Raw genomic sequence first — 24,078 nt, forward strand, 5'->3', positions numbered from 1 at the left:
AATTAATCCATGCCGAGTGCATTTTTATAAAGTTGGATGATAGCTTCTTCTTCGCTACGTTCATGATCTTCTTTTTTGCGCAGTCGTATAATGTGGCGCACGGCTTTACTGTCAAAGCCAGATCCTTTAAGTTCCGTATAAACGTCTTTAATATCGTCGGAAATTGCTTTTTTTTCTTCTTCTAATCGTTCAATACGTTCAATAAAAGCGCGCAATTGATTGGCAGATACGGCTTGTGTTTCATCGGCTAGAGTGCTCATTATATTTTTCTCCAAGGTATGTGTTATAAATTGGCTCTTTGAATAATAAACTCTTACATTAAGGATACCTGATACATTAAGGGTGCCTGAAGAGTGGGAAAAAAGTCAATCGTTTCACTTTTTTATAAATTGGCTCTAAATGGTGTGAATGAAAAAATATATGCGTGAATAAAGAGAAGATAAGCTTATACATGGATAAAAAGAAGATAAAAAAGAGAAAAAATAAAAATATGATAAATCACGCTTTAAAATTGCAGTATTTTGAATAAAAAAAGAAAAGAAGGGATGAATGTTTTATTGTAAGGACTGTTTTTGTAAGATTGGGCTTAAAAATGTCAAAAAGCACAAAGGTATGTTTGAACAGGGAAGGCATAAAAAGTTGAAGGTTTTTCTGTTGAACGTTCTTCTTTTGTTCTTATTTACCGGATATGTAAAAGCTGATTTTCGGGTTTGTAATATGACTCAAAAAACAGTAGGTATTGCCCTTGGCTATCGCACACTTTCAGACTGGGTAAGTGAAGGCTGGTGGGTTATTCTACCTACAGTGTGTAAATCCCTGATTGATGGGCCTCTTTCATCACGGTTTTATTATTTATATGCAGAAGATGCACAAAAAAAGGGAAGTTGGGTTGGTTCTATAACAATGTGTGTAAAGGATAGCAAATTTGTTATTGAGGGTGTTCATGATTGTTTTGCTAGGGGATTTCAAAAAGCTACATTTGAAGAAATTGATACAGGTGATCAAACCAGTTGGATGGTCCAGTTAACTGATAAGCCTTTTTTGAATAATTCAACTTCAAAGTCTCCTAATACTTCAGGGGAGGATTCACCATGAAACGTGCACGTAACATTAAAATCATTGCCACACTTGGTCCCTCTTCTTTTTCAGTACCAATGATTGAAAAGCTTTTTAAAGCTGGAGCGGATGTTTTTCGGATTAATATGAGCCACACAGATCATGCGACAATGCGTGATGTGGTTGAGCGTATACGGGCTGTTGAAAAGGCGGTTTGTCGGCCTATTGGCATTTTAGCAGATCTGCAAGGGCCGAAATTACGAATCGGGCGTTTTGAAAATGGCAAAGAGAATTTGGTTATTGGGCAGCGTTTTACGTTAGATAATAAAGATGTGCTGGGTGATGCACGGCGTGTTTTTTTACCCCATAGGGAAGTTTTAGCGGCTGTTAAACCCAGTGATCGTTTATTGCTGGATGATGGGAAGCTTGAACTTTTGGCTGAAGCTTGTGATGGCGCTTCTATTGAGTGCCGTGTGATTGCTGGAACACATATTTCTGATCGCAAGGGGATTAATCTTCCTGATACGGTTTTGCCTTGTGGGACGATGACATCAAAAGACCATGCTGATCTTATGGCTGTTTTAGAACAGTCAGTTGATTGGGTGGCACTTTCTTTTATCCAACACCCGGAAGATATTTTATCGGTTCGCAAGCTAACGCAAGGCAAAGTATCCTTGATGGCTAAGATCGAAAAACCTCAGGCTTTAGAGCATATAGAAGACATTATTGATGTTTCTGATAGTCTTATGATTGCACGAGGAGACCTTGGGGTGGAAGTGCCTTTAGAACAAGTGCCATCTCTTCAGATGAAGATTATCAAAGCGTGCCGTTTGGCAGGAAAGCCTGTGGTTGTTGCAACGCAGATGCTTGAATCAATGATTACGGCGCCTGTACCAACACGGGCAGAAGTTTCTGATGTGGCTACAGCTGTTTATGCTGGTGTTGATGCGGTGATGTTATCGGCAGAATCAGCTTCTGGTCTTTACCCTGAAGAGGCTGTGGGCATGATGGACCGTATTGCAAAGCAGGTTGAGAGTGATCACACCTATGCTACAATGGTTAATGCGCAGCGCCCCAAACCAGAAGCAACAGGGCCAGATGCGATTTCTTTTGCAGCCCGTCAGATAGCTGAAACACTGCAGTTAGAAGCTATTGTTGCCTATACTGCTTCAGGTGCAACAGGTGTGCGTACATCACGTGAACGCCCAAACAGACCCATTATTGCTTTATCACCGATTGTTAAGACAGCGCGCCGGTTGGCTTTGGTTTGGGGGCTTCATTGTGTGGTTAGTGAGGATGCGCATAATTTAGATGATATGGTTCATCGTGCAGCTGCAATTGCCTTTCAGGAAGGCTTTTGTCAGGCGGGTGATCGGTTTATTGTGATTGCTGGGGTTCCCTTTGGAACGCCTGGTGCAACAAATTTATTGCGTATTGCTTCTTGTTGTTTAAACAATTCAAAAAGTGTCTGACCCTTTAAAGGGTATTTTAAAAAGGCACTCAAAGAAGCCTGTTGAACAGGTGCATACTCTTAACTTTTAGCAAAAAGCTTGAAAGGTGTAAGGCTTAGAAAATGTGTGGTTTGGGCTTTGAGTGTTTGCAAGCTTTGACATTTAAGTGATTATTTGACATTTGAATGATTTTTTGGACGCATGAGAATCTTATGCTTTATGCTTTTTTCTGTTATTTTAAGAGGGTGTGAGATTAGTCTCATCGTCTTGCAGGAGTAATTGATTGGTCAGCTTTTCAATGCGCTTAGTTGTTTCGTGCACAATTTTGCTTAAGGTTTGATCTCGTTGAGAGTTTTGTTGTAAGAGAGTTGCACAGCTTTCTTGTAATTTTTTATTTTCTCGTTTTATTTCTTCCATTTCATCGATAATCATAATGCCTGCCATAACGGATAAACGATGATCACCAATTTCCCCAAAATCATTTTTCAGGTGTGTGATATATTGATCTAATTGGGCAGCAAGCTGCTGAAGGTGGTTTTCTTGCCCTTTATCGCAAGCCATACGATAAATTTTGCCATCAATAGTGACAGAAACAGTTTCCATGGTTTAAACCTTTACCTGTCAAGTACAGTACGAATTGTTTCCATAGCACGAATTAACCGTTTGGAAACCTCTTTATTGGTTATCTCTAGCCGCTCTGCATGGGCTTCTGATTTATCAAGTTCTTGAGCAAGACGGCTACGATCAGCGTTCATTTGTTGAATTTCTGCTTCCCATTCATTGTGTTTGTCGATAAGAGTATGCTGATTGGTAATGGCAGCTTCTAAGTTCCTGAGTGCTTTTTCTAGTTGCTTTAAAGCTTGTGGCAGAATATCAGTCTCTTGGTTCATAGTGATTATATCCTTTAACTTAAGCCTTTTTATAAAGACGAATCACTCATTCTCTTTTGTTGCGTTGATTTTATTGTGAAAGATAAAGAATATTTTGGCAAGAAAAACAGGATGTTGATGTTAATTAAAAACTGGATTTTTAAATACTGTTGGCATAAATATTATAAGCATGATTGGTATCATGTTAGGGGCATAGTTTAAGGGCGTAAAACGTAAAATTTAGAGGCATAAAAAGTGTAAGGAAGAAAATAGAAAGACGTGATTACAAGACATATATAGCAAAGTATATACGTATTATAAAATGTCTTCAAGTTGTCAAAAAATAACAAATTAAAAAATGGTCTATCATTCATGACAAATACTGAACAACAAAATCAAATGGCCAATGCTATTCGCTTTCTTGCTATTGATGCGATTGAAAAAGCACAATCTGGCCACCCTGGCTTGCCAATGGGTGCGGCTGATATTGCGACAGTTCTTTACACAAAATTTTTAGTGCATGACCCAAAAAACCCTCGTTGGCCCAACCGCGATCGCTTTGTTTTGTCGGCCGGGCATGGGTCAATGTTGCTTTATGCTTTAATGTATCTTTCAGGCTATGAAGATATCTCTCTTGATGATATCCGCAATTTTCGTCAAATGGGTTCTAAAATCGCTGGGCATCCAGAATATGGTCATGGTGCAGGAGTTGAGACAACCACCGGACCACTTGGACAGGGGCTGGCCAATGCTGTGGGAATGGCATTGGGTGAGCGTTTGTTAAACGCACGTTTTGGTGATTTGATCAATCATTATACTTATGTTTTGGTTGGCGATGGGTGTTTAATGGAAGGTATAGCCCAAGAAGCAATTTCGCTTGCTGGTCATTTAAAACTAAATAAGCTGATTGTATTTTGGGATGATAATGATATATCGATCGATGGGGCTATCTCTCTTACAGATAGTACAGACCAAGTGGCGCGTTTTAAAGCGTGTGGTTGGAATACCATTAAGGTTAATGGGCATAATCAAGGTGCATTGGCACGAGCCATTGAGACGGCACAAATTTCTGATAAACCCACGCTCATTGCGTGTAAAACAATTATTGGTTTTGGGGCACCTCGTAAAGGGGGGACCAATAAGGTTCATGGGTCACCTTTGGGGGCAGAAGAAATTGCTGCAACCCGTAAAGCTTTAGGTTGGGCACAAGAGTCTTTTGTTGTTCCTGCTGATATTCTTGATAGTTGGCGTTTGGCAGGTCTTAGTGCTGCAAAAAAACGAAAAAAATGGGAAACACAGCTTTCTGCTTTATCTGTGTCAAAGCGGGCTGAATTTGAGCGGTTGATGCGTGGCGATCTTGTAAGTAGCTTTGAGAGTGTGCTTGATGAATATAAAAAACAATTGGTTCTAGATTGTCCGCATGTTGCAACGCGTAAAGCTTCTGAAATGGCTCTTGAAGTCATTAACGGGGTGGTTGTTGAAACCATTGGTGGTTCTGCTGATTTAACCGGTTCTAACTGTACAAAAACAAGCCAGATGAAAAGCGTTACTGCTGAGGATTTTTCAGGCCGTTATTTGCACTATGGTATTCGCGAGCACGCAATGGGTGCAGTGATGAATGGGCTTGCTCTTTATGGAGGGTTTATTCCTTATGGGGGGACTTTTTTATGTTTTTCTGACTATATGCGTCCTGCCATGCGTTTGTCTTCCTTAATGGGGTTGCGGGTAATTTATGTGATGACCCATGATTCCATCGGTCTTGGTGAGGATGGGCCGACTCATCAGCCAGTAGAGCATTTGGCTTCTTTGCGCGCACTTCCTAATCATTTTGTTTTCAGGCCTGCTGATGCTGTGGAAACGGTGGAATGTTGGCAATTGGCTTTGAGGGCATGTAAGACGCCTTCTACTTTGGCTTTGAGCAGACAAAATTTACCGCTTTTGCGCCGGGATTATAAAGAAGACAATTTGTGTATGCTTGGTGCTTATGAATTGTTGATGGCAAGTGATACGGCTCAAGTTACCCTTTTTGCTTCAGGTTCAGAAGTGGAAATTGTTGTAAAAGCGCATGCTATTTTAGAAGAAAAGGGTATTCCAACGCGTGTGGTTTCGGTCCCTTGTTTTGAGCTGTTTTTTGAACAATCTGCTGCCTATCAAAATGCTTTAATTGGTGATGCTCCTCTTAAAATTGCTGTTGAGGCAGCCATTCGGCAAGGATGGGATTATTTTATTGGTAGTGATGGTGTATTTATTGGTATGGAAGGATTTGGTGCAAGTGCGCCGATGGACGACCTTTATATGCATTTTGGGATTACATGTGAAAATGTAGTTGCTGTTGTTGAAGAAAGATTGAAACAAATCAATGAGGGAAAAATCAAATGAGTATTCGCGTTGCAATTAATGGATTTGGTCGTATTGGGCGCTCTATCTTGCGTGCTATTGTTGAAAGTGGACGCAAAGATATTGAGGTTGTTGCAATCAATGATTTAGGTTCTGTGGAAACCAATGCCCATTTATTACGCTATGATTCGGTGCACGGGCGTTTTGGTGCACCTGTTAAGGTGGTGGGTGATGCACTTGATGTTGGGAATGGTTTGATTCAGGTAACAGCACAGCGTGACCCGGCGCATTTACCTTGGAAGGATTTGGGTATTGATGTTGCCCTGGAATGTACAGGTTTTTTTACCGAGCGCGATAAAGCCAGTGCCCACTTGGTGGCGGGTGCAAAGCGTGTTCTTATTTCTGCACCTTCTAATGATGCTGATTTGACTGTGGTGTATGGGGTTAACCACCAGACTTTAAGTAAAGAACATCAGGTGGTGTCGAATGCTTCTTGTACAACCAATTGTTTGGCACCTGTTGCGCAAGTGCTCCACAAGGTTGTTGGCATTGAAAAGGGCTTTATGACGACAATCCATTCCTATACGGGTGATCAACCTGTTTTAGATACAATGCACCGTGATCTTTACCGTTCTCGTGCTGCTGCTCTTTCTATGATCCCTACATCAACGGGGGCTGCTAAGGCAGTTGGATTGGTTTTGCCAGAATTGAAAGGTCTGTTAGATGGGGTGGCCATTCGTGTTCCAACGCCTAATGTTTCTGTTGTTGATTTGACCTTTACAGCTCAGCATTCCACAACTGTTGAAGAAATTAATGCGGCCATTTGTGATGCTGCGCAAGGACAGCTTAAGGGAATTTTAGACTATACAGAAGAAAAACTTGTCAGCAGTGATTTTAATCATAATCCGCATTCAGCCATTGTTCAAGCTGAGCAAACTAAAGTTGTTGATGGTAAGCTTTGCCGGGTTCTTGTTTGGTATGATAATGAATGGGGCTTTTCAAACCGCATGGCTGATACTGCTGTGGCTTTTGCCAAAACCTTGTAAAGAAAGAGGACTAAAAGGAGCTTTGGTTTCTTTTTTGATGGGCATGCTAGCGAGAGTTTTCTTTGTGCAGCAAGCTTCATGAAATTTCTTTTAAAAAAGAAGAGTCTTTTTTCAAAAGAATGGAGATAAGCGTTTGTTTTTTACTCTTGGACTTAAAGAGAAATATTGCTGTTTAATTGAGAGGTTTCAAGAAGAGATATGTGGGTTGCGAGAATTTTTTGGATAAAAGAGTTAAACTAAAACAATTGATGAAAAAAATCAAAAAGAGGGAGCAATTAATGGGGTTTCGGACAATTGATGAGGCTGATGTTGCAGGAAAATGTGTGCTGGTACGGGTGGACTTTAATGTCCCGATGTTGCGGGGAAAAGTATGTGATGAGACACGTCTTAAGCGACATAAAGAGACGCTGGTTGAACTGCAAAAGCGCGGTGCTAAGATTATACTGATTTCCCATTGTGGTCGCCCTAAAGGGCAAAAGGTTCCAGAACTTTCGCTTCGTCCTGTTGCGCAGGCTCTTTCCAAAATCATGGGGCAGGAAGTTTCTTTTTTGGACAAATGTTTTGGTCTTGAGGTACGTTCTGCTGTTCAAGCCTTGAAAGAGGGTGATATTCTGCTTCTTGAAAATCTGCGTTTTCATCAAGATGAAGAGGACAATGATGATGCTTTTGCTGAAGCTTTAGCATGCAGTGCTGACATTTATGTGAATGATGCTTTTTCTGTTTCTCACCGTGCTCATGCCTCAACAGAGGGAATTACACATTTTTTGCCTTCTTATGCGGGGCGTTCTTTGCAACGCGAATTACATGCTTTAGAACAAGGGCTTGGTGACCCGACGTATCCATTGGCGGCTGTTGTGGGTGGTGCTAAGGTTTCAAGTAAGCTTTTTGTGCTCAATCATTTGGTTCAAAAGGTTAATGCTTTGGTGATTGGTGGTGGTATGGCTAATAGTTTTTTAGCAGCTCAAGGCTATGCTATTGGTCAATCACTCTATGAGCACACTTTAATGGAAACGGTTGAAGAAATTATTGAAAAAGCGTACGAATATAACTGTGAGCTTGTTTTACCGGTAGATGTGGTGGTTGGATTGCATTGTGAAAAAAATACCCCGCATCGTCAGTGTGATCTTGAGGATATTTCTGATAATGAGATGATTTTGGATATTGGCCCGCGTTCTATTGCCCAGATTAATGAAATGATTGATACTGCTGCAACTGTTGTGTGGAATGGGCCGCTTGGTGTTTTTGAGGTTTCCCCCTTTGATCAGGGGACGATTGCAGTTGCGCGCCACGTTGCAAAATGTACTCAGCAAGGTAAGTTAGTGTCGATTGCTGGGGGTGGTGATACAGTTTTTGCGCTCAATCATGCGGGTGTTGCGAATGATTTTACTTATCTTTCGATTGCTGGGGGGGCTTTTTTGGAATGGATGGAAGGAAAAAGCCTTCCTGGTGTTTTGGCTTTAATGCGGGCTTGAATAAGTTATGCATATATGATGGCTTATGGGAAGCTTTCTGATGAGCCATTGTTGTTAAGAGAAATTGGGAAAAAAGAGGAGCTTTTTATGAAAGAACGTCTTGAAGATATAGCGCTTTGTTTAGTCAGTGCAGGAAAAGGCATTTTGGCGGCAGATGAAAGCAATGCGACAATTGGTAAACGGTTTGAATCAATTGGTTTGGAAGCAAATGAGGATCATCGCCGGGCTTATCGTGAAATGCTTTTTACTGCAAAGGACGCTATGAAATGCGCTATTTCTGGTGTGATTTTATTTGATGAAACCATTCGTCAAAAAGCATCCTCTGGTCAAATGTTGACCGACCTTATTCGAGATGTTGGTGCATTGCCAGGTATTAAGGTTGATACAGGTGCTAAGCCTTTGGCAGCTTTTCATCATGAGACGATTACAGAAGGGTTAGATGGCCTTCGGGAACGTTTAAAGGACTATTTTACTTTGGGAGCACGTTTTGCCAAATGGCGTGGAGTGATTGCTATTGATGAGCATTCTTTGCCAACAAGAGGAGCGATACGCCAAAATGCGCAAGCTTTGGCACGTTATGCTGCTTTATGCCAAGAGGCAGGTCTTGTGCCGATTGTGGAGCCAGAGGTGCTGATGGATGGCCAGTCGCGCCAGCATTCAATTGCGCGCTGCTTTGAGGTAACGCAAGCGGTTTTAAAGACAGTATTTACAGAATTATTCGAGGCACGGGTCGTACTTGAGGGTATGATTTTAAAACCCAATATGGTGATTGATGGGAAAGATGCGCGCAAAGCCTGTGTTGAAGAAGTAGCTGAAAAAACTCTTTGTGTTCTCAAACAGACTGTTCCTGCTGCTGTTCCAGGAATTGCTTTTCTTTCAGGAGGCCAGTCAGATGAAGAAGCCACGGCTCATTTATCCGCTATGAATGCTTCAGGCCCATGGCCTTGGACATTGACTTTTTCTTATGGTCGTGCGTTGCAATCTGCTGCTTTGAAGACATGGGGTGGAAAACAGGACAATGTTGCAGCTGCACAAAAGGCTTTTTATCACCGTGCGCGGATGAACCACCTGGCAGCTTTAGGACAATGGACAAAAGAGCACGAACATTCTTGTGCTTGACTATTTATGTGGGCAAAGCGCGATTATCGTGGGAATGGCCAGTTGTTGTCTGACACATTGACTCGTGTGTATCGTCATGATGAGGTTGGGTTTTGTGCTTGGGGTATCTGTTTGTGTCATGTGGGAGAGGTTATGGTTGATGGTGTTGAAGTGAAGGCTTTTCAAGCGTGCCTATAGGTGGGGATGCATGGGGTGTGGAAGCTTGTGGGGCAGAAACCGTGGCCATGGTGTGAAAATGTGCGCTGGATAGCGCATAAGAGATGCGGTATGTAGAGTGGTTGTGGTGTATTAGGTGGGGGTGTAGTGTATAGAGTGGATACAGTGATTGTGGGCTTGGACCAGTCATTGTTGACGCGTTGATCGCGTGCATCATCATGATCGGGGTTGGGTTTTGCCCTTAAAGGGCATCTGTTTGTATCATGTGGGAGAGGCTGTGGTTGATGGTGTTGAAGTGGAGGCTTTTCAAAAGCGTGCCTATAGGTGGGGATTGTGCATAGGGTGGATGCATGGGGCGTGGAAGCCTACAATAGGGTGGATGGCCTGATGCGTAAGGTGTGGGGGCGATTATAGGTGGATGCGGTGATCGTGAGAATGGCCAGTTGTTGTTGACGGTTGATCACGTGCATCATCATGATTAAGGTTGGGTTTTGCCCTTAAAGGGCATCTGTTTGTATCTGCTGTGGGAAAGGCTGTGGTGGATGGTGTTGAAGTGAAGGCTTTTCAAGCATGCCTATGGTGGATAGCAGTGTGTAGGGTGGATGTATGGGGTGTGGAAGTCTACGTAGGGTGGAAGCTGTGGACATGGGGCGAAAACGTGCGCTGGATGGCGCATGAAAGACGCAATATGTAGAGTGGTTGTGGTGTATTGGGTGGGGGTGTAGTGTATAGAGTGGATGTGGTGGGTAGATGTGGTGATTGTGAGAGTGGCAGTATTTAGAGTGGGGACGGTTTCATTATAGTTTGTGGAAGATTAATAAAGCGCCATTGCAAGATACGTGTGTGTTGGTTGGTTTTGTTTATTTGCTATATGAATGTACCGTAAGCAAGGCTGACCATGCTGGGTCAGAGGCATCATGGGGGGTTGGTAATTGGCGTTCATTACGCCCAGTAATATCAATTGTGTAAATTTTTGTTCCTACACCCGCATTTTGACGAAAGAACATAAGTACGCGACCATTGGGTGCCCAAGTGGGTCCTTCATTATGAAAACCTGTGGTTAAAAGCCGTTCGCCTTTCCCATTGGGGTGCATAACGCCAATGGAGAATTGTCCCTGAAATTTCTTTGTAAAAGCGATATAGTCACCGCGCGGTGACCAAACGGGGGTAGAATAACTGCCCTCATTAAAAGAAATACGGCGAGGGTTAGTGCCATCGGCATTCATGACATAAATTTGTGGTCTGCCATCGCGGTCGGATGAAAAGACGATCTGTTTGCCATCAGGTGAATAAGAGGCTGAGGTATCAATGGCTTTAGTTGTGGTTAAACGCGTCATGGTGCGTGTGCGCAGATCCATCGTGTAAAGGTTTGCGCTGCCATTATTTTGTAATAAACTCATAATTACTTTTTGCCCATCTGGCGAAAAGCGAGGGGCAATTGTCATATTGTCAAAAGTTCCAATTAATTCTCTTTGCCCCATTTCAATTTGCTGAAGATACACATGAGGCGTTTTATTCTTATCATATGCCATGTAGGTAATTTCTTGCCTATTAGGTGAGAAACGAGGCGTGAGGACTAATTCGCTTCCATCAGAAAGATAGGTTAGATTTGCGCCATCTTGATCCATAATGGCTAAGCGTTTAACCCGTGCATTGCGCGGTCCTGTTTCATCAACAAAAACAATGCGTGTATCAAAATAGCCATGTTCGCCTGTCATTTTAGCGTAGATTTCATCTGCAATCATATGGGCAATGCGCCGCCAGTGTTCTGGACCTGTATAAAATCGCCGCCCTTTAATTTGGCGGTTGCCAAAGACATCCCATAGACGAAAGTCAACTCTCAGTCGCCCATTTGGTTCTCTACTGACATGCCCAGTGACTAACCCTTGAATATTGGTATGCTGCCATTCAAGAAAGCGTGGTTGACTGTTGGGATTGATGATTGTTTCAGGAAAAGATGCTTTATTTAGTGGTAAAAAAAGTCCAGACCGCTCAAGATCTGCTGCAACGACAGCAGCAATCTTCAGCCCTATTGAATCGTTGGATATAAAATCTGCGATTGCGATCGAGATGGGGTTAAAATCAGCACTCGAAATAGTCCCCTTCAGTTGTGCGTGGGCTGATGAAAAACTGGAAAGCCATACACTTATGGTAACAATTAACCACGAAAAAAGAGAGTATCTCATTCCTGTCATACTGGATTTATCCTTTTTTTTAAGAGAGACAATATCTTCATATTATATGGTTTTTCTCTTTTTAAGAGCTTTCTCTTGGATTATAGAGTTTTTTCTTATTATAGAACTTTCTCTTGAAGGGGATCAACATTAAAATCAAAACCTTGCCCCCATAAGTTATATTGGTCACGCGGGAGATCTGGGTAGGGTTGGCATGCAAAAACGGCTGCATATACCTGTTGAACCATGACGGCTTGTTGGCTTTCATCACCTTTTAAGGGTTCAATGATTGGCGTGCCTATAATCATTCCATTACGGTTTAATTGAAACTGCAAACGCACAACTGGACGGTTATTTAAATTCCCACCAATAGCAACAAGTTTAAGCTTTTTTTGAATACATGCGCCCGCAAGATTGACGAGGGTTTGTGCCATTTTTGTGGTGTCGCCAATGTTTTTTCGCGCTCCTTGTGATTCTTGTTCTTTAGAACGTTTTGCCCCACCTCCTTGTGTGCGTGCACGATTGATTAGATTGCTTTCATCCATTGCTAAGATATCTTCAATTGTTTGTTCACCTTTTTTTTGAGAAGATTGTGCGCTTTGGGAGGAAGCGTATTTGGTGGGTTTTGGCTTCATTTTTGTCGTTGGACGAGGGATATTTGTTGGTAGCTGAACGGTGGTTGGCTGTGGTTTAGTTTCAGGTTCTGTTGGAACAGGTATTTCTGGTGTTTGTGGTTCTTCTGGCAGTGTTATATTTTCGTTTTTTGGTGTTTCTTCAGTGATTTTTGAGGTAATTTTTGGCGTTGTTTGTGGAGGGGTTTGTGTTTTTATTTTTTGTTTTTCTGGTGTTGTAAGGGATTGTTTTTCTGTTCCAGATGCATCTTTTTCACCAAAAGAGAGAGGTGTTGCCTCAACATTTTTATTTTGTAGTTTTTCTTTTGGCTTTAAGGGGGCTTTAGTGTCGAGTTTTCCGTCACCTATATGGTGTGCATCTTCTTTTTCTTGTGGCCACGTGGTTGGTTTTGGTGCTGGGCGTTCGTTAAATGGCGCATTTTTTGAGCCTTGTGCACTTGCAAGCTTTTGATCAAGAGGGGCTAAGGTGATGGGAATGGCCTCTAATTGGTGTTGAGGAAAAGAGGTGGGATGTGTCAAATGTATTCCACCCCAGATGAGAATGGCTATATGGGCTGCAAGTGAGAAAGCTAAGCTTTTTTTCATGCTATGATGAGAATTTGTATTCATCTTTTTTAAGCCTTAGCCTTTTTTTACTGTTGATCGACTGTTGTATGGTACTATTGTATGATTTTGTGTGCGCTTTTTGCCGATCATCTAGTTCTTTATGATTTTATTATATTATTGCGCTAAACTGGCTAAAGCAACTTGCGAAAAACCGGCCTTTTGAATATTTGCGAGAAGTTGTAAAACTTTTTCATATTCAACAGTTTTGGCAGCGCGCACAAAAATGCGTTGGTTTTGCAATGTTTGATCGGTTGATAGCTGCTCTTTTAATTTTGCAATCAATGCTTGTGATGTAGAGTAATAGTCTTGATTGATTGCAAAACGCCCTTGTGCATCAAGCGAAACCGTTAAAGGAGGACGGTCTGTTTGCACTGGTCCTGCTTGGCTTTGGGGTAAATCAAGAGGAACACCATTGACCAAAAGGGGCGCAGAAACCATAAAAATAATCAGTAAAACGAGCATAACATCTACAAAAGGCGTGATGTTAATTTCGCTGATTAAATGATTTTGTAAGCGACGGCGTTTTCGTGTGTTTTTTTGAGAAGGAGAAGCAAGAGAAAGTGCCATTGAAAACCGCCTATTGTAATGAGTTTGAGGTTATTTTCTCATCAATTTGCCGTGACAAAATCGTTGAAAATTCATCAGCAAAGCCTTCTATATGCGCTATGATTTGAGTGCTTTCATGCATGAGTTTGTTGTAAGCAACCACAGCTGGAATGGCAGCTAACAGGCCAATTGCTGTTGCTAAAAGAGCTTCTGCAATGCCTGGTGCGACCACTGCAAGAGATGTATTTTGAGAAGCCGAAATTGAAAGAAATGAATTCATAATTCCAACAACCGTTCCAAATAAGCCGATAAAGGGAGCAGCTGATCCAAGTGTGGCTAAAAAGCCTAATTTTGATTCTATTTTTGCACTCTCACGCCCTAAGGCTAAATCCATAGCTTTTTCAATTCTACTTTGTAAATTCAATGATGGTTGAACCCCTTTGGTAAAAGATTTTTTCCATTCCGTCATTGCTGCTATAAAAACAACACAGATGCTGTTGGTGTGCTTATTTTGATAGGTTACATAAAGTTCTTCTAAAGATTTGCCTGACCAAAAAATTTGCTCAAACTGTTTGATATCATAACGTATTTTTCGGTAAATGAATATTTTATCGATAATGATCGCCCAGCTCCATACTGATGCAAGAATAAGCCCAATCATGACAGCTTTGACAACCCAATTGGCCTGCATAAACAAACTCCACATTCCAAGGGTATTTGGAGAGGCCAGTTCTATGTGCGCCATGGTATCGTTCCTTTAAATGAAAGATTTATGTATAAAACCTCATTAAAGCATATTGTTTTATAGTTTCTAAACAAAAAGATATTCAAGCAAAAAAATGTTTAAAACCGACTTGTTTTGCCTCTTTATTTTAAAAATAAGTCAGTTTCATTTTGAAACAATTGTGGAAGAAAAAAGATCTTTGGGTAAACGGCGTGGTTTTCCTGCTTGATTCATAATAGCAAGCGTTACTTTTGCTTCAGCTAACAGAGTGTTATCACGCATGATTTGTTGATTCATGAAAAAACGTGCCCCTTGAACACACTCTAGTCGTGTTTTAACCGTTAAGAGATCATCAATATGTGCAGGGCGGGAATAAGTAATGTCTATGCGATGCACGACAAAAAATAGTTTTTCCCCTGTGCCTGATGCAAATCGTGCGCCTGATGCTAACTGTGTGTTATTACACCCTATGTTTCGCAAGAATTCTGAGCGTCCTCGTTCAAAAAATTCCAAATAACGCGCATGATATACGACACCAGAAAAATCGGTATCTGCAACATAAACTCTTGTGGGGAGGTCATGAACATAAGCAAAACTCTCACCACTGTGATTGGGTGAAGTGTCGTTTACACAAGTATTGTTGGCGTGAAGATTATGAGTGTGAAGATTATGAGTGCGAGGGTTGTTAGCGTGAGTATTGTTGGTATGGGGGATGGTGTGGGAGATATTGGTGCTGGGGGTATTGGGGAGCGTGTTATGAGGGTGAGGAGGATTGGCGCGCGTGTTGCTGGTGCAAGTATTGTTGGTGTGGTTGTTAGCGCCAGTATTGTTGGGGTGTGTATCGTGGGTATGAGAATTGTTTGTGCAAGGGTTGGTTGTGTACGTGTTATTGGTGGTGGTTTTAGTCATCTTCTTTTTCCCATAGAGTGGGTTGTATTGAGGAATGATCTTGTGTGTCAGCTGATGGGGTAGATTTTTGTGAGGCTGCTGGTTCAGGGGCACAAAGCCCTAAATGTGCCCAAGCTTTTTCTGTAATAATTCGCCCGCGGGCGGTACGCTGAATAAAACCTTGTTGCAGCAAGTAAGGTTCAATAATATCTTCAATGGCATCACGTGGTTCTGAGAGAGCAGCCGCAATTGTTTCAATGCCAACGGGGCCACCTAGAAAAGTTTCTGCAATGAGGATCAGGTAGCGCCTGTCTAGAGGGTCAAGGCCGAGGTGGTCAACCTCAAGGCGCGAGAGGGCTTCATCTGCAATGAAGCGGTCAATTTTTTCTGCACCTTTAACCAGAGCAAAGTCACAAACCCGGCGCAACAGTCTTCCTGCAATACGCGGGGTGCCACGTGCACGACATGCAATTTCATGGGCACCATCATCGCTTATTTGGACTGAAAAAAGGCGGGCATTACGCTTAACGATATATTCTAATTCTTCTATGGTATAAAAACTTAACCGGATGGGAATGCCAAAACGATCCCTTAAAGGGGTGGTCAATAACCCTAAACGGGTGGTTGCTGCCACTAAGGTAAATTTAGCAAGCTCAATTTTGACTGAACGTGCTGCTGGCCCCTCACCAATGATGAGATCAAGTTGATAATCTTCCATTGCTGGGTAAAGAATTTCTTCAATGGCTGGATTTAAACGGTGAATTTCGTCAATAAACAAAACATCACGTTCTTCTAAGTTGGTTAAAAGGGCTGCTAAATCGCCTGCTTTGGCGATGACTGGCCCTGATGTTGAACGAAAATTAACGCCTAATTCTTTAGCCATAATTTGCGAAAGTGTTGTTTTTCCCAACCCTGGCGGCCCTACAAATAAAACGTGATCTAAAGCTTCTTTACGTGCTTTTGCTGCTTCAATAAATATTTTTAAGTTTGCACGCGCTGCTTCTTGACCAATAAAATCATCAAGGACTTGTGGCCTTAAGGAACGGTCTGGGTCATTGGGCAGGGGTATGGCACCAAGAAGGCGTTGGCTTTCATCTTTACGCATTGTTACCTTGTATATGTGTTACCTTGTATAGTTACCTTATATTGTCTGAGCAGAAAATATTTATTGTATTTTGAAAAGTTACCTTGTGTTGGATGAATTGGAAAGCAGTTTAAGGCTATGGCGAATGAGAAGCGCTGAGGAAACAGTTTCTTCTTCAAGGCTAGAGAGGGTGGAGGACAAAGCTTGTGCTGCTTGATCACGATCAAAACCAAGCTTGATTAAAGCTGAGAGTGCATCATTGACGGGTTGATTGGTTTCTTGTGCTTGAAGGTTGGAAGCAAGATGTGCGGTGTTTTTGCTCTCTTCATTAAAGGGCAGTGCTTTGTTTTTGAATTCGCTTATAATTCTTTCACTAACTTTTTGACCAATGCCAGGAGCACGTTTGATCATTGCCACGTCGTTTAATGCAATTGCTTGGGCAAGTTCACCAGGTGATAAAGTTCCTAAAATAGCTAAGGCAACTTTTGCACCTACCCCTGGCACATTTTGCAAAAGGCAAAACCAATCTCGTTCAGCTTTTGTGGTAAAACCAAAAAGGCGAATGGCTTCTGCACGAACATGCGTTTCAATAAATAGGTTTAAATGTTCACCAAGGGTTGGTAAAGAAGATAAAAGCCTGTTTGACACAAAAACGCTATACCCCACACCTTGCACATCAAGAATGATGTGATCGTCACAGATGCTCTCAAGTATGCCTTTTAATTTGCCGATCATGTATTAACCTTGTGAGCTGTAGGATAAGTTAGTACGGTGGGTACTGTGGCAAAGTGCCAGTGCCAGTGCATCAGCTGCGTCACTACTATCAAATTCAGCGCGTGGGAGAAGAGTTTTGACCATCATATGGATTTGTTCTTTTGCGCCATGGCCCACACCAATAACGGATTTTTTGATGGTGTTTGGGGCATATTCAGAAACTGGAAGACCTGCTTGAGCTGGTACAAGAAGTGCAATGGCACGTGCTTGGCCAAGTTTTAAAGTGGCGGTGGCATCTTTATTGACAAAAACATTTTCAACAGCTGCTTCATGGGGCATAAAACGGTGCACAACATCAGACAGCCCTTGATGAAGTTGATACAGCCTGGAAGCAAGATGGCTTTTTGCATCAGAGCGCAGTGTGCCTGATGCAATAAAGTGTAGATGATTGCCTAATAGATCAACGACGCCCCACCCTGTTCGCTGTAATCCAGGATCGATGCCTATAATACGAATCGCTTTTACCATATGATTAAGCCTATGTTATTTCTTTGTTCTTGAATAGATGCAATACATAAAAAGAACATAGAAACATTAATACAATCCAAAAGAATACAGTAAAAACACTAAAAGAATACAATGAAATACTAAAAGAGCGTAATAAAAATGATTTGTGAAAAAGAATTAAGCTCCCTTAAATGAAAGGAAATGTGTAGCGCTGGTGGTGGTGGTGGTGAGGAGCTGGTTTTTTTTAGTGGGGGCAAGATTTCAAAGAGGTTTGATGATGATGGGAAAGGGCAGGAGGTTGAGAATGGATGGAGGGAATGAAAACTTTAAAGTGGTGAGGGGTGGGAGCATTGGTGAAGGCATTTTTGGCAAGGGTAGGGAAGAGAAAGAAGCTTGCATTGATGGAAGCAAGATTTAAGAGCAAGATTGAGCTGTGTTGGTGGAAGGTGGCGTATTAATATGAGAAGATGGGGGGTTGGAAAATTGGGGAGATGGCTTGGAAGAAGAGGGTCAAGAGTTTGGGGAAATGTTGGTGGAAGAGGATGGCATTTAAGAGGTAAAGGAAGGGGGAGGTGTAAGGTTGAAGGTGCTGGTAGCGGTGATGAGGAGGCTAGTTTTTTTAAAATGGTGGCAAGGGTAGGGAAGAGCATGAAGCTTGCATTGATGGAAGCAAGATTTAAGAGCAAGATTGAGCTGTGTTGGTGGAAGGTGGCGTATTAATATGAGAAGATGGGGGGTTGGAAAATTGGGGAGATGGCTTGGGAGAAGAGGGCCAGGAGTTTGGGGAAATGTTGGTGGAAGAGGATGGCATTTAAAAGGTAAGGGAAGGGGGAGGTGTAAGATTGAAGGTGCTGGTAGCGGTGATGAGGAGGCTAGTTTTTTTAAAATGGTGGCAAGGTTTTTTAAGAGCGTCGAAAAGCACGTTTGAGCAATTGAATTTGTTTGGTTACAGGATTGTTCTTTTTTAAGGTTTTGCAAGAGGTTTGATCGATATCATAACTAACATGGCGCATACGTTCTTCTAAACGCAAAGAACGTGCTACAAAGTGGCGGAAAATTTCTGGCAATTCTGTCCAATGAGCAGTCTGAGGTCCTAGTGATGGTGTATGAAGAGAAATTTTTGCAATCTCTTTTTGTATTTGTTTGGGAGACATTTCCCCTTCACGCCCTGCACGAAAAAGCAACAGTCGAGAGGCAATTTGCATTAGCCGTGTACTTAAATACATGGCTTCTTTTGCATAAAGTGCAGAAGTTTCGACTGGAAGGTGACGAGCAGCACATTTACCTTCTTTATCAATATAGTCTGCTGTTTCTTCAATAAGGTCCATCGTCTCTTCATAGAGGCGGTTAAAAACACTTTCAAAAGCATCGTGTTCCATCATGATAATGGTTTTATCTTTTGAAGGTTCATGTGCATTCACGTCTTTATACTCCAAACTGTGATATGAGAAAAATAATGATACTAAAGATCAATTTAAAGACTCATTTTCTCATTGTTATAAAGGATGCCTTTTTAAAGACAATTACGCAATACACTTCTTATGCTAAGGTTAATGAGCAAGATGGACAATATTTATAAATATTTATAAATTTGTTTTATCTTTTGGAAGGTACAGGACGATGTGTTTTTTGACTTTCATAATAGTATGCTACAGTAAATTGTATTGCGATACCGCTTATTATCAAGAGAGTGTCGGAAAAAAATGTGCTTGTCGTTAGTGTTTTAAAAATTTGCCCACACATTGCAAAGATGGTGCCGGTGATAAAAACTGGTAAGCTCTGTTTGCCTAAAATCGCTAAGGGGTGCTTTGGGGAGACGTGAAATCGTTCATGCAAACAGGGAAGGCAAAGGATCAAAGACGCTAAGGCTAGAATGTGCACCAAACGGGGAAGGCTTAAGAATGTTTTGTTAAAATTTATAAGGGGTGAAGACCAGTCAGATGAACCAAAACTTCCCCACCATTCTAAGCGCACCCATAACAGTGCAAACACGAGATAACTTGCTGAGACAATTACAATTAAAGGACGAAAGATGATTTTCCCTCCTTGTTTGAGATATACAGCACTTATTAACCCGATAATGAAAAGAAACTGCCACGATAAAGGATTTAAAAACCACTGCCCTTGGAGTGGATAAGAAGGTGGTGCAATGCTATAAAGGCCACATATAAAGTATATCATCAATGATATGAAAAGAAGAGGCCCTTTATGTTTGCCAGTCAGATAAAGGGCAAAAGGGGCAAACAACATACACACAATATAAAGAGAAAGAATATTATTATAGCCTAGTTGATGGCCAAGGCTTAAAATGCTTAAAAATGTGATAAAAGGTTGTGTGAGGAATATACCCACATTATTCATAGATAAAAGTCGTTCTGAGTGCCAAAGAATAGAGGCTCCCAAAAAGAGGGCTAATGTGGTAAAGGTGGTAAAAAGATGTGCTTTATAGAGCACAAAAGCTCTCTTCCAAAGTTTGTGCACATGTGAAATAAAACAGCTTTTGAGGGCGTGAGTATGAAAGCTTAATCCAAGAGCAACGCCTGAAAGCAAAACAAATATTTCTGCCGAATCAGAAAAACCGAAGTTTTTGTGTGTGAGATGCTCATAAAATGTTCCGGGAATATGATTGATGAAAATCGTTAACAGAGCTAAAGAACGCAATACATCAATACGGGTATCACGGTAAGATAAAGGGGGGCTATGCTTTTCATAATTTGAAGGAAGTGTATCATGAGGGGAAGTGCTATGATGTGCCATCAAAAGATCTTTCTTTGTGATCAAAGGGGTAAATCTGCCTTTAACAAAGCGTGATGATAAAATAAATCTTTATTTAATTTAATCTTTAAGGGAGGCTGTATGGTCCATCAGAAAAATAAACCAATTGAACATTGTTCTTTTCCTCAGTTGGCTCTAACATTGGATGTTCGGCGTGTTATTGAGCCTGCATTTTTACGCCAGCTCTTTCAAACGAAGTCCTTTGCGTGCATTATTTTATATGATTCATTTGTTGATCAGGACGATGGTACTTTTTTACAAAATAGTGCCAAGATGTATGCTGATGATATTCAACACAATGGTGCTGCCCTTATTATTGCTGAAGATAGCCGTGTTGCTGGCAGAATTAAAGCTGATGGGATGCATTTGGAGGGTGGTCTTGATGCTTTTGACGTGTTGGAGAATCAGAAAAAAAATCAAAAAATAGTTGGTTTTGGGAATTTACGAACACGTCATTGTGCTATGAGTGTTGCTGAGGCTGGGGTTGATTATGTGTTTTTTGGGAAATTAGGTGCTGATAAAAAGCCATCCTCCCATCCTCGAAATATTGCATTAGCAAAATGGTGGGCTGAGATTATGGAAGTACCTGCTATTATTCAAGCAGGCAGTGATCTTGCAACTATTGATGAAGCCTTAGAGACGGGATGTGAATTTATTGCCATTGAAGAGATGATTTTTGCTCATGATCACCCCTTTATTGTACTTGATAGGGTTAAAGAAAAATGCAAAAATCATCTTTTATCATAGATAAAGATATCCATAATGAGCGGGTAGAGGGCATCTTATGAGTAAAGTGTTTGCGTGTGTGTTGATTTTGACAGCTTTTTTGTCTTTTTCTGCTGTTGCGGACCCTGTGGGAGAAGAAGCACAAGATGTTGAAGTTGAATCTAGTGAGATAGAAGAATCACCAGATGAATCCACTTTAAAGGTGCCTGAAAACACTGTAAAAGCCCAAGATCATGAGAGTTCTGCTCAAATATTAAAAGCAGGCCAATATGATGAAGCCTATGATTATTATGTTCAAGGCTATTATTTAAAAGCTTTTCATGAAGCACTCAAACGTGCTGAATACAATGATCCAGCTGCGCAAACTTTGATTGGTCAAATGTATATGGAAGGATATGCCGTTCCCCTTGATGGTCAGCGTGCTGCTTTATGGTTTGGAAGCGCTGCAAAACACGGGGACCCACAAGCACAACTGCGCTATGGTCTTATGTTGTTTAGTGGGACCTTTGTCACAAAAGACAAAGAGCGTGGCATAGAATTTGTTCAAAAAGCACTGCATGCTGGTGTGAGGGAAGCCTATTTTTATTATGGGCAAATGCTTCTTCATAAAGTTTTCGATGAAAAAAACGATCTTGAAGGTGTGACTTTACAAAACAAAAAAGATGAAACAAAAGAACAGGCTTTGAAGTTGTTTTTAAAGGGTGCTGCTCTTGGTGACCCTGAGGCTGCTTTTGCTGCTGCAAAGATTTTGTCTGAGGGGACTTTAACAAAACCAAAAGATGATTATAACGCACGAAGATTGATTGAGGTTGCAGCCCAAAATAAGCACCTTATGGCTCAAATGCTGTTGGCACAATGGTTGATTGAAGGCCGTGGTGGGGAAACCGATTTTAAACGGGCTTTTTATTTGCTGTTTGACAATGCCGTTAAAATGGTTGCGGTGGCACAAGTTAATCTGGCAAGACTTTATCGCGATGCAATAGGGGTAGAGGGTGATATTGTTACTGCTGCTGCGTGGTATATGGTGGCAAAGAAGGCGAAAGTGCAAGCTTCTGATCTTGAAGTGATGCTCCAGGGAATGGATGAGGCTCAATTGAAGGAAGCAGAACAAAAAGCGATCGCATTCATACCTGTTCTTTAAGCGCATTTTGGGTGAAGATTAATTGATGGTTTTAGGAGATTATTTTCACCAAATTGTTTTTGAGTAATTTTCATAAAAGTGTTTTTTGCAAATCCTATAGGGTGATTGTTTATATAAGGGTGGTTTTTTTGCAAAATTATTTAAGGTTTTTTGCCAAGGTGCTTTATAGTCTTGCAAAAAGCTGAAAAGCTAGGGTACACAACGATTCTTATTTGAAAAAACCAAATGAGGCTTTAAAAACCATAATGGTTTGAGAAAATAATAATGGTTTGAAAGAATAAAATGAAGCTTAATGAAGCTTTAAAAGATGCAATGGCTTGAAAAAGCCAGATAAGACCTGGAAAAATTAATGGGTCTTTAAAGGGATCAAATGGAATATACACGATGAAAATTAATGGTAATGAAATTCGCCCTGGAAATGTTATCGAGCATCAAGGAGGTTTGTGGGTTGCTGTTAAATGCAATGCTGTCAAGCCAGGAAAAGGTGGTGCCTTTAACCAGGTTGAGATGAAAAATCTGATTGATGGAACAAAACTCAATGAACGGTTTCGTGCTGCTGAGACTGTTGAGAGAGTGCGGCTTGAACAAAAGGATTTCACATTCCTTTATGAGCAAGGTGAGATGTTGGTTTTTATGGATTCAAGTTCTTATGAACAGCTTGAATTGCACAAAGATTTTGTCGGTGATCGCGCTGCTTTTTTACAAGATGGAATGGTTGTCACGGTTGAGCTTTATCAAGAAAAACCAATTGGCATATCGCTGCCTGATCAGGTTGTTGTGACAATTGCTGAGACTGAACCTGCAATTAAAGGGCAAACTGTTACCTCATCTTATAAGCCTGCGATTTTAGAAAATGGTATTCGTATTCTCGTGCCACCTTTCATTCAGGTTGGGGAACGTGTTGTTGTTGACACCAATGAATTAATTTATGTGCGTCGCACAAATGAAAAGGGATAAAATATGGCACGTTCTGCGATCATGAATATCATGGTTCAAGCTGCCCTTAAGGCTGGCCGCTCTTTGGTGCGTGATTATGGTGAGGTTCAAAACTTACAAGTGTCTTTAAAGGGGCCGGCTGATTATGTGAGCCAGGCAGATCGCAAAGCTGAAAAGATTATTTTTTCTGAATTGATAAAGGCGCGGCCTAAATTTAGTTTTCTAATGGAAGAATCAGAAGAAATTATTGGGGAGGATTCTCAACATCGTTTTATTGTTGATCCTTTAGATGGTACAACAAATTTCTTACATGGTATTCCTTTTTTTGCTGTTTCTATTGCTTTGGAACGTCAAGGGCAGATTGTTGCTGGCGTGATTTATAACCCTATTTTAGATGAGCTTTTTACAGCTGAACGCGGGTGTGGAGCTTTTTTAAACGATCGGCGCTGCCGTGTGGCGGCACGGCGTAAATTGGGGGAATGTGTGATTGCAACAGGAATGCCCCATTTTGGAGGGCGCAATCATGGGCACTATCTTGTTGAGTTGCACAATATTATGAGTGAAGTTTCTGGTGTTCGTCGTTTTGGTGCGGCTTCTCTTGATTTAGCATATGTGGCTGCAGGAAGAACAGATGGATTCTGGGAAGATAACCTGCAAATTTGGGATATGGCTGCTGGAATCATCATCGTTCGTGAAGCGGGTGGTTTTGTTAGTGATAAAGATGGTGGGAACGCTATGTTTGGCATAAAAAACATTATCGCTGGTAATGAGTTTATTCATGCTCAATTAAGTCAAACCCTTAAAAAAGGTGTGTGAAAGGCCAGATTATAACTGGCAATTGAGATATGCGCCAAGCGTGTGAATTCATAAGATGAGAGGGGAAGAGCTTATCCACTTTTTTGTGAGATTAGAGGGTAGGGGGGGTGCCTAGTTTTCAGCGTTGGTTAGAGCTTGTGGGGGGTATGGTTGTTGGAGCTTGTGAGGAGGGAGAGGCTGTCTGCTGTTTTTGCGAGATTGAGGGTAGGGGGTGTTTAGTTTTCAGCGTTGGTTGGAGCTCATGAGGGTATGGTTTGATGGAGCCTGTGGGGGATATAGTTGATAGCACTCTAAATGTTTAGA

28 protein-coding genes and 1 pseudogene are annotated in these 24,078 nt (G+C 41.4%); 16 read left to right on the forward strand and 13 right to left on the reverse strand.

All coding sequences use genetic code 11. The annotated features are described in order from the left end of the window. Positions 1-2: 2 nt before the first annotated feature. Positions 3-260: a DUF2312 domain-containing protein gene (locus tag J7R05_RS01485; protein WP_010704350.1), complete on the reverse strand. Its 258-nt coding sequence runs from the start codon at positions 258-260 to the stop codon at positions 3-5. 289 nt (positions 261-549) lie between these two features. Between J7R05_RS01485 and J7R05_RS01490 the strand changes: the two genes are divergently transcribed. Together J7R05_RS01490 and pyk are read left to right on the forward strand one after the other, a co-directional pair. Further along, positions 550-1,095, forward strand: coding sequence for a DUF1036 domain-containing protein (locus J7R05_RS01490; protein ID WP_208540884.1), 546 nt, complete (start codon positions 550-552; stop codon positions 1,093-1,095). Continuing rightward, positions 1,092-2,528 (forward strand): pyruvate kinase, encoded by a 1,437-nt coding sequence (pyk, locus tag J7R05_RS01495; protein WP_208540885.1) that lies wholly within the window; start codon positions 1,092-1,094, stop codon positions 2,526-2,528. The genes J7R05_RS01490 and pyk overlap by 4 nt, the downstream gene beginning before the upstream one ends. A gap of 216 nt (positions 2,529-2,744) precedes the next feature. Here pyk and J7R05_RS01500 read toward each other — a convergent pair whose 3' ends face one another. Beyond that, positions 2,745-3,110: a cell division protein ZapA gene (locus J7R05_RS01500; RefSeq protein ID WP_208540886.1), complete on the reverse strand. Its 366-nt coding sequence runs from the start codon at positions 3,108-3,110 to the stop codon at positions 2,745-2,747. Positions 3,111-3,121: 11 nt separating this feature from the next. Further along, the gene (locus J7R05_RS01505; RefSeq protein ID WP_208540887.1) at positions 3,122-3,397 is read right to left on the reverse strand and encodes a DUF4164 domain-containing protein; all 276 of its coding nucleotides are present in this window, start codon (positions 3,395-3,397) and stop codon (positions 3,122-3,124) included. A gap of 351 nt (positions 3,398-3,748) precedes the next feature. Between J7R05_RS01505 and tkt the strand changes: the two genes are divergently transcribed. The 6 genes from tkt to J7R05_RS01535 all read left to right on the forward strand — a co-directional run bounded on the left by tkt (position 3,749) and on the right by J7R05_RS01535 (position 10,200). Next, a complete protein-coding gene (gene tkt / locus J7R05_RS01510; protein ID WP_208540888.1) occupies positions 3,749-5,755 on the forward strand; it encodes a transketolase in 2,007 nt (668 codons plus the stop codon). Beyond that, a complete protein-coding gene (gap, locus tag J7R05_RS01515) occupies positions 5,752-6,759 on the forward strand; it encodes a type I glyceraldehyde-3-phosphate dehydrogenase (protein WP_208540889.1) in 1,008 nt (335 codons plus the stop codon). Before tkt ends, gap begins: the two co-directional genes overlap by 4 nt. A 278-nt stretch (positions 6,760-7,037) precedes the next feature. Continuing rightward, positions 7,038-8,231 (forward strand): phosphoglycerate kinase, encoded by a 1,194-nt coding sequence (locus tag J7R05_RS01520; RefSeq protein WP_208540890.1) that lies wholly within the window; start codon positions 7,038-7,040, stop codon positions 8,229-8,231. Positions 8,232-8,318: 87 nt separating this feature from the next. Continuing rightward, on the forward strand, positions 8,319-9,350 hold the full coding sequence (locus tag J7R05_RS01525; protein ID WP_208540891.1) for a class I fructose-bisphosphate aldolase: 1,032 nt from the start codon (positions 8,319-8,321) through the stop codon (positions 9,348-9,350). A 6-nt stretch (positions 9,351-9,356) separates the two neighbouring features. Then, a complete protein-coding gene (locus J7R05_RS01530) occupies positions 9,357-9,527 on the forward strand; it encodes a hypothetical protein (protein WP_208540892.1) in 171 nt (56 codons plus the stop codon). A gap of 463 nt (positions 9,528-9,990) precedes the next feature. Beyond that, positions 9,991-10,200, forward strand: coding sequence for a hypothetical protein (locus J7R05_RS01535; RefSeq protein WP_208540893.1), 210 nt, complete (start codon positions 9,991-9,993; stop codon positions 10,198-10,200). A gap of 166 nt (positions 10,201-10,366) precedes the next feature. Here the strand turns inward: J7R05_RS01535 and tolB are convergent, their stop codons facing one another. The 5 genes and pseudogenes from tolB to ybgC all read right to left on the reverse strand — a co-directional run. Next, entirely contained in the window at positions 10,367-11,701 is a 1,335-nt protein-coding gene (gene tolB / locus J7R05_RS01540) for a Tol-Pal system beta propeller repeat protein TolB (protein WP_208540894.1), read from the reverse strand. Between the two features lie 98 nt (positions 11,702-11,799). Continuing rightward, positions 11,800-12,921, reverse strand: coding sequence for a superantigen-like protein SSL4 (locus J7R05_RS01545; protein ID WP_208540895.1), 1,122 nt, complete (start codon positions 12,919-12,921; stop codon positions 11,800-11,802). Positions 12,922-13,032: 111 nt separating this feature from the next. After that, positions 13,033-13,485: a protein TolR gene (gene tolR / locus J7R05_RS01550; RefSeq protein WP_208540896.1), complete on the reverse strand. Its 453-nt coding sequence runs from the start codon at positions 13,483-13,485 to the stop codon at positions 13,033-13,035. A 10-nt stretch (positions 13,486-13,495) separates the two neighbouring features. After that, on the reverse strand, positions 13,496-14,209 hold the full coding sequence (gene tolQ / locus J7R05_RS01555) for a protein TolQ (protein WP_208540897.1): 714 nt from the start codon (positions 14,207-14,209) through the stop codon (positions 13,496-13,498). A gap of 144 nt (positions 14,210-14,353) precedes the next feature. After that, positions 14,354-14,770, reverse strand: a pseudogene (gene ybgC, locus J7R05_RS09155) (tol-pal system-associated acyl-CoA thioesterase); the annotation flags it as partial. Between the two features lie 72 nt (positions 14,771-14,842). Here ybgC and J7R05_RS09160 point away from each other — a divergent pair. Further along, positions 14,843-15,160, forward strand: coding sequence for a hypothetical protein (locus J7R05_RS09160; protein ID WP_246468195.1), 318 nt, complete (start codon positions 14,843-14,845; stop codon positions 15,158-15,160). On the opposite strand, the gene ruvB is transcribed toward J7R05_RS09160, so the two are convergent. From ruvB to ruvC, 3 genes are all read right to left on the reverse strand, one after another. Beyond that, positions 15,090-16,181, reverse strand: a complete 1,092-nt coding sequence (ruvB, locus tag J7R05_RS01565) for a Holliday junction branch migration DNA helicase RuvB (RefSeq protein ID WP_208540899.1) — start codon at positions 16,179-16,181, stop codon at positions 15,090-15,092. The two genes, J7R05_RS09160 and ruvB, sit on opposite strands and share 71 nt — an antisense overlap. A gap of 78 nt (positions 16,182-16,259) precedes the next feature. Continuing rightward, complete coding sequence (ruvA, locus tag J7R05_RS01570; protein ID WP_208540900.1) at positions 16,260-16,895, reverse strand: Holliday junction branch migration protein RuvA; 636 nt, start codon at positions 16,893-16,895, stop codon at positions 16,260-16,262. A gap of 3 nt (positions 16,896-16,898) precedes the next feature. Further along, a complete protein-coding gene (gene ruvC, locus J7R05_RS01575) occupies positions 16,899-17,402 on the reverse strand; it encodes a crossover junction endodeoxyribonuclease RuvC (RefSeq protein WP_010704334.1) in 504 nt (167 codons plus the stop codon). Positions 17,403-17,840: 438 nt separating this feature from the next. Between ruvC and J7R05_RS01580 the strand changes: the two genes are divergently transcribed. Beyond that, a complete protein-coding gene (locus tag J7R05_RS01580) occupies positions 17,841-18,101 on the forward strand; it encodes a hypothetical protein (protein ID WP_208540901.1) in 261 nt (86 codons plus the stop codon). 1 nt (position 18,102) lies between these two features. Then, positions 18,103-18,309, forward strand: coding sequence for a hypothetical protein (locus J7R05_RS01585; protein WP_208540902.1), 207 nt, complete (start codon positions 18,103-18,105; stop codon positions 18,307-18,309). Here J7R05_RS01585 and J7R05_RS01590 read toward each other — a convergent pair. Together J7R05_RS01590 and J7R05_RS01595 are read right to left on the reverse strand one after the other, a co-directional pair. Further along, entirely contained in the window at positions 18,284-18,802 is a 519-nt protein-coding gene (locus tag J7R05_RS01590; RefSeq protein ID WP_208540903.1) for a DUF1465 family protein, read from the reverse strand. The genes J7R05_RS01585 and J7R05_RS01590 overlap by 26 nt on opposite strands. A gap of 175 nt (positions 18,803-18,977) precedes the next feature. Then, complete coding sequence (locus tag J7R05_RS01595) at positions 18,978-20,138, reverse strand: OpgC family protein (RefSeq protein WP_246468187.1); 1,161 nt, start codon at positions 20,136-20,138, stop codon at positions 18,978-18,980. Between the two features lie 99 nt (positions 20,139-20,237). Here J7R05_RS01595 and J7R05_RS01600 point away from each other — a divergent pair, with 99 nt between their 5' ends. The 5 genes from J7R05_RS01600 to J7R05_RS01620 all read left to right on the forward strand — a co-directional run bounded on the left by J7R05_RS01600 (position 20,238) and on the right by J7R05_RS01620 (position 24,020). Next, complete coding sequence (locus J7R05_RS01600; RefSeq protein WP_208540904.1) at positions 20,238-20,903, forward strand: thiamine phosphate synthase; 666 nt, start codon at positions 20,238-20,240, stop codon at positions 20,901-20,903. Positions 20,904-20,940: 37 nt separating this feature from the next. Then, on the forward strand, positions 20,941-22,023 hold the full coding sequence (locus J7R05_RS01605) for a tetratricopeptide repeat protein (protein ID WP_208540905.1): 1,083 nt from the start codon (positions 20,941-20,943) through the stop codon (positions 22,021-22,023). Positions 22,024-22,407: 384 nt separating this feature from the next. After that, positions 22,408-22,980: an elongation factor P gene (gene efp / locus J7R05_RS01610; RefSeq protein ID WP_078690184.1), complete on the forward strand. Its 573-nt coding sequence runs from the start codon at positions 22,408-22,410 to the stop codon at positions 22,978-22,980. Between the two features lie 3 nt (positions 22,981-22,983). Further along, positions 22,984-23,775, forward strand: a complete 792-nt coding sequence (locus J7R05_RS01615) for an inositol monophosphatase family protein (RefSeq protein WP_208540906.1) — start codon at positions 22,984-22,986, stop codon at positions 23,773-23,775. Between the two features lie 107 nt (positions 23,776-23,882). Then, positions 23,883-24,020 carry a hypothetical protein gene (locus J7R05_RS01620; RefSeq protein ID WP_208540907.1) on the forward strand — a complete coding sequence of 46 codons (138 nt, stop codon included), beginning with the start codon at positions 23,883-23,885 and terminating at the stop codon, positions 24,018-24,020. Positions 24,021-24,078 lie beyond the last annotated feature (58 nt).

The sequence above is a fragment of the Bartonella capreoli genome, assembly GCF_902813205.1.
GTDB classification, from domain to species: Bacteria; Pseudomonadota; Alphaproteobacteria; order Rhizobiales; family Rhizobiaceae; genus Bartonella; species Bartonella schoenbuchensis.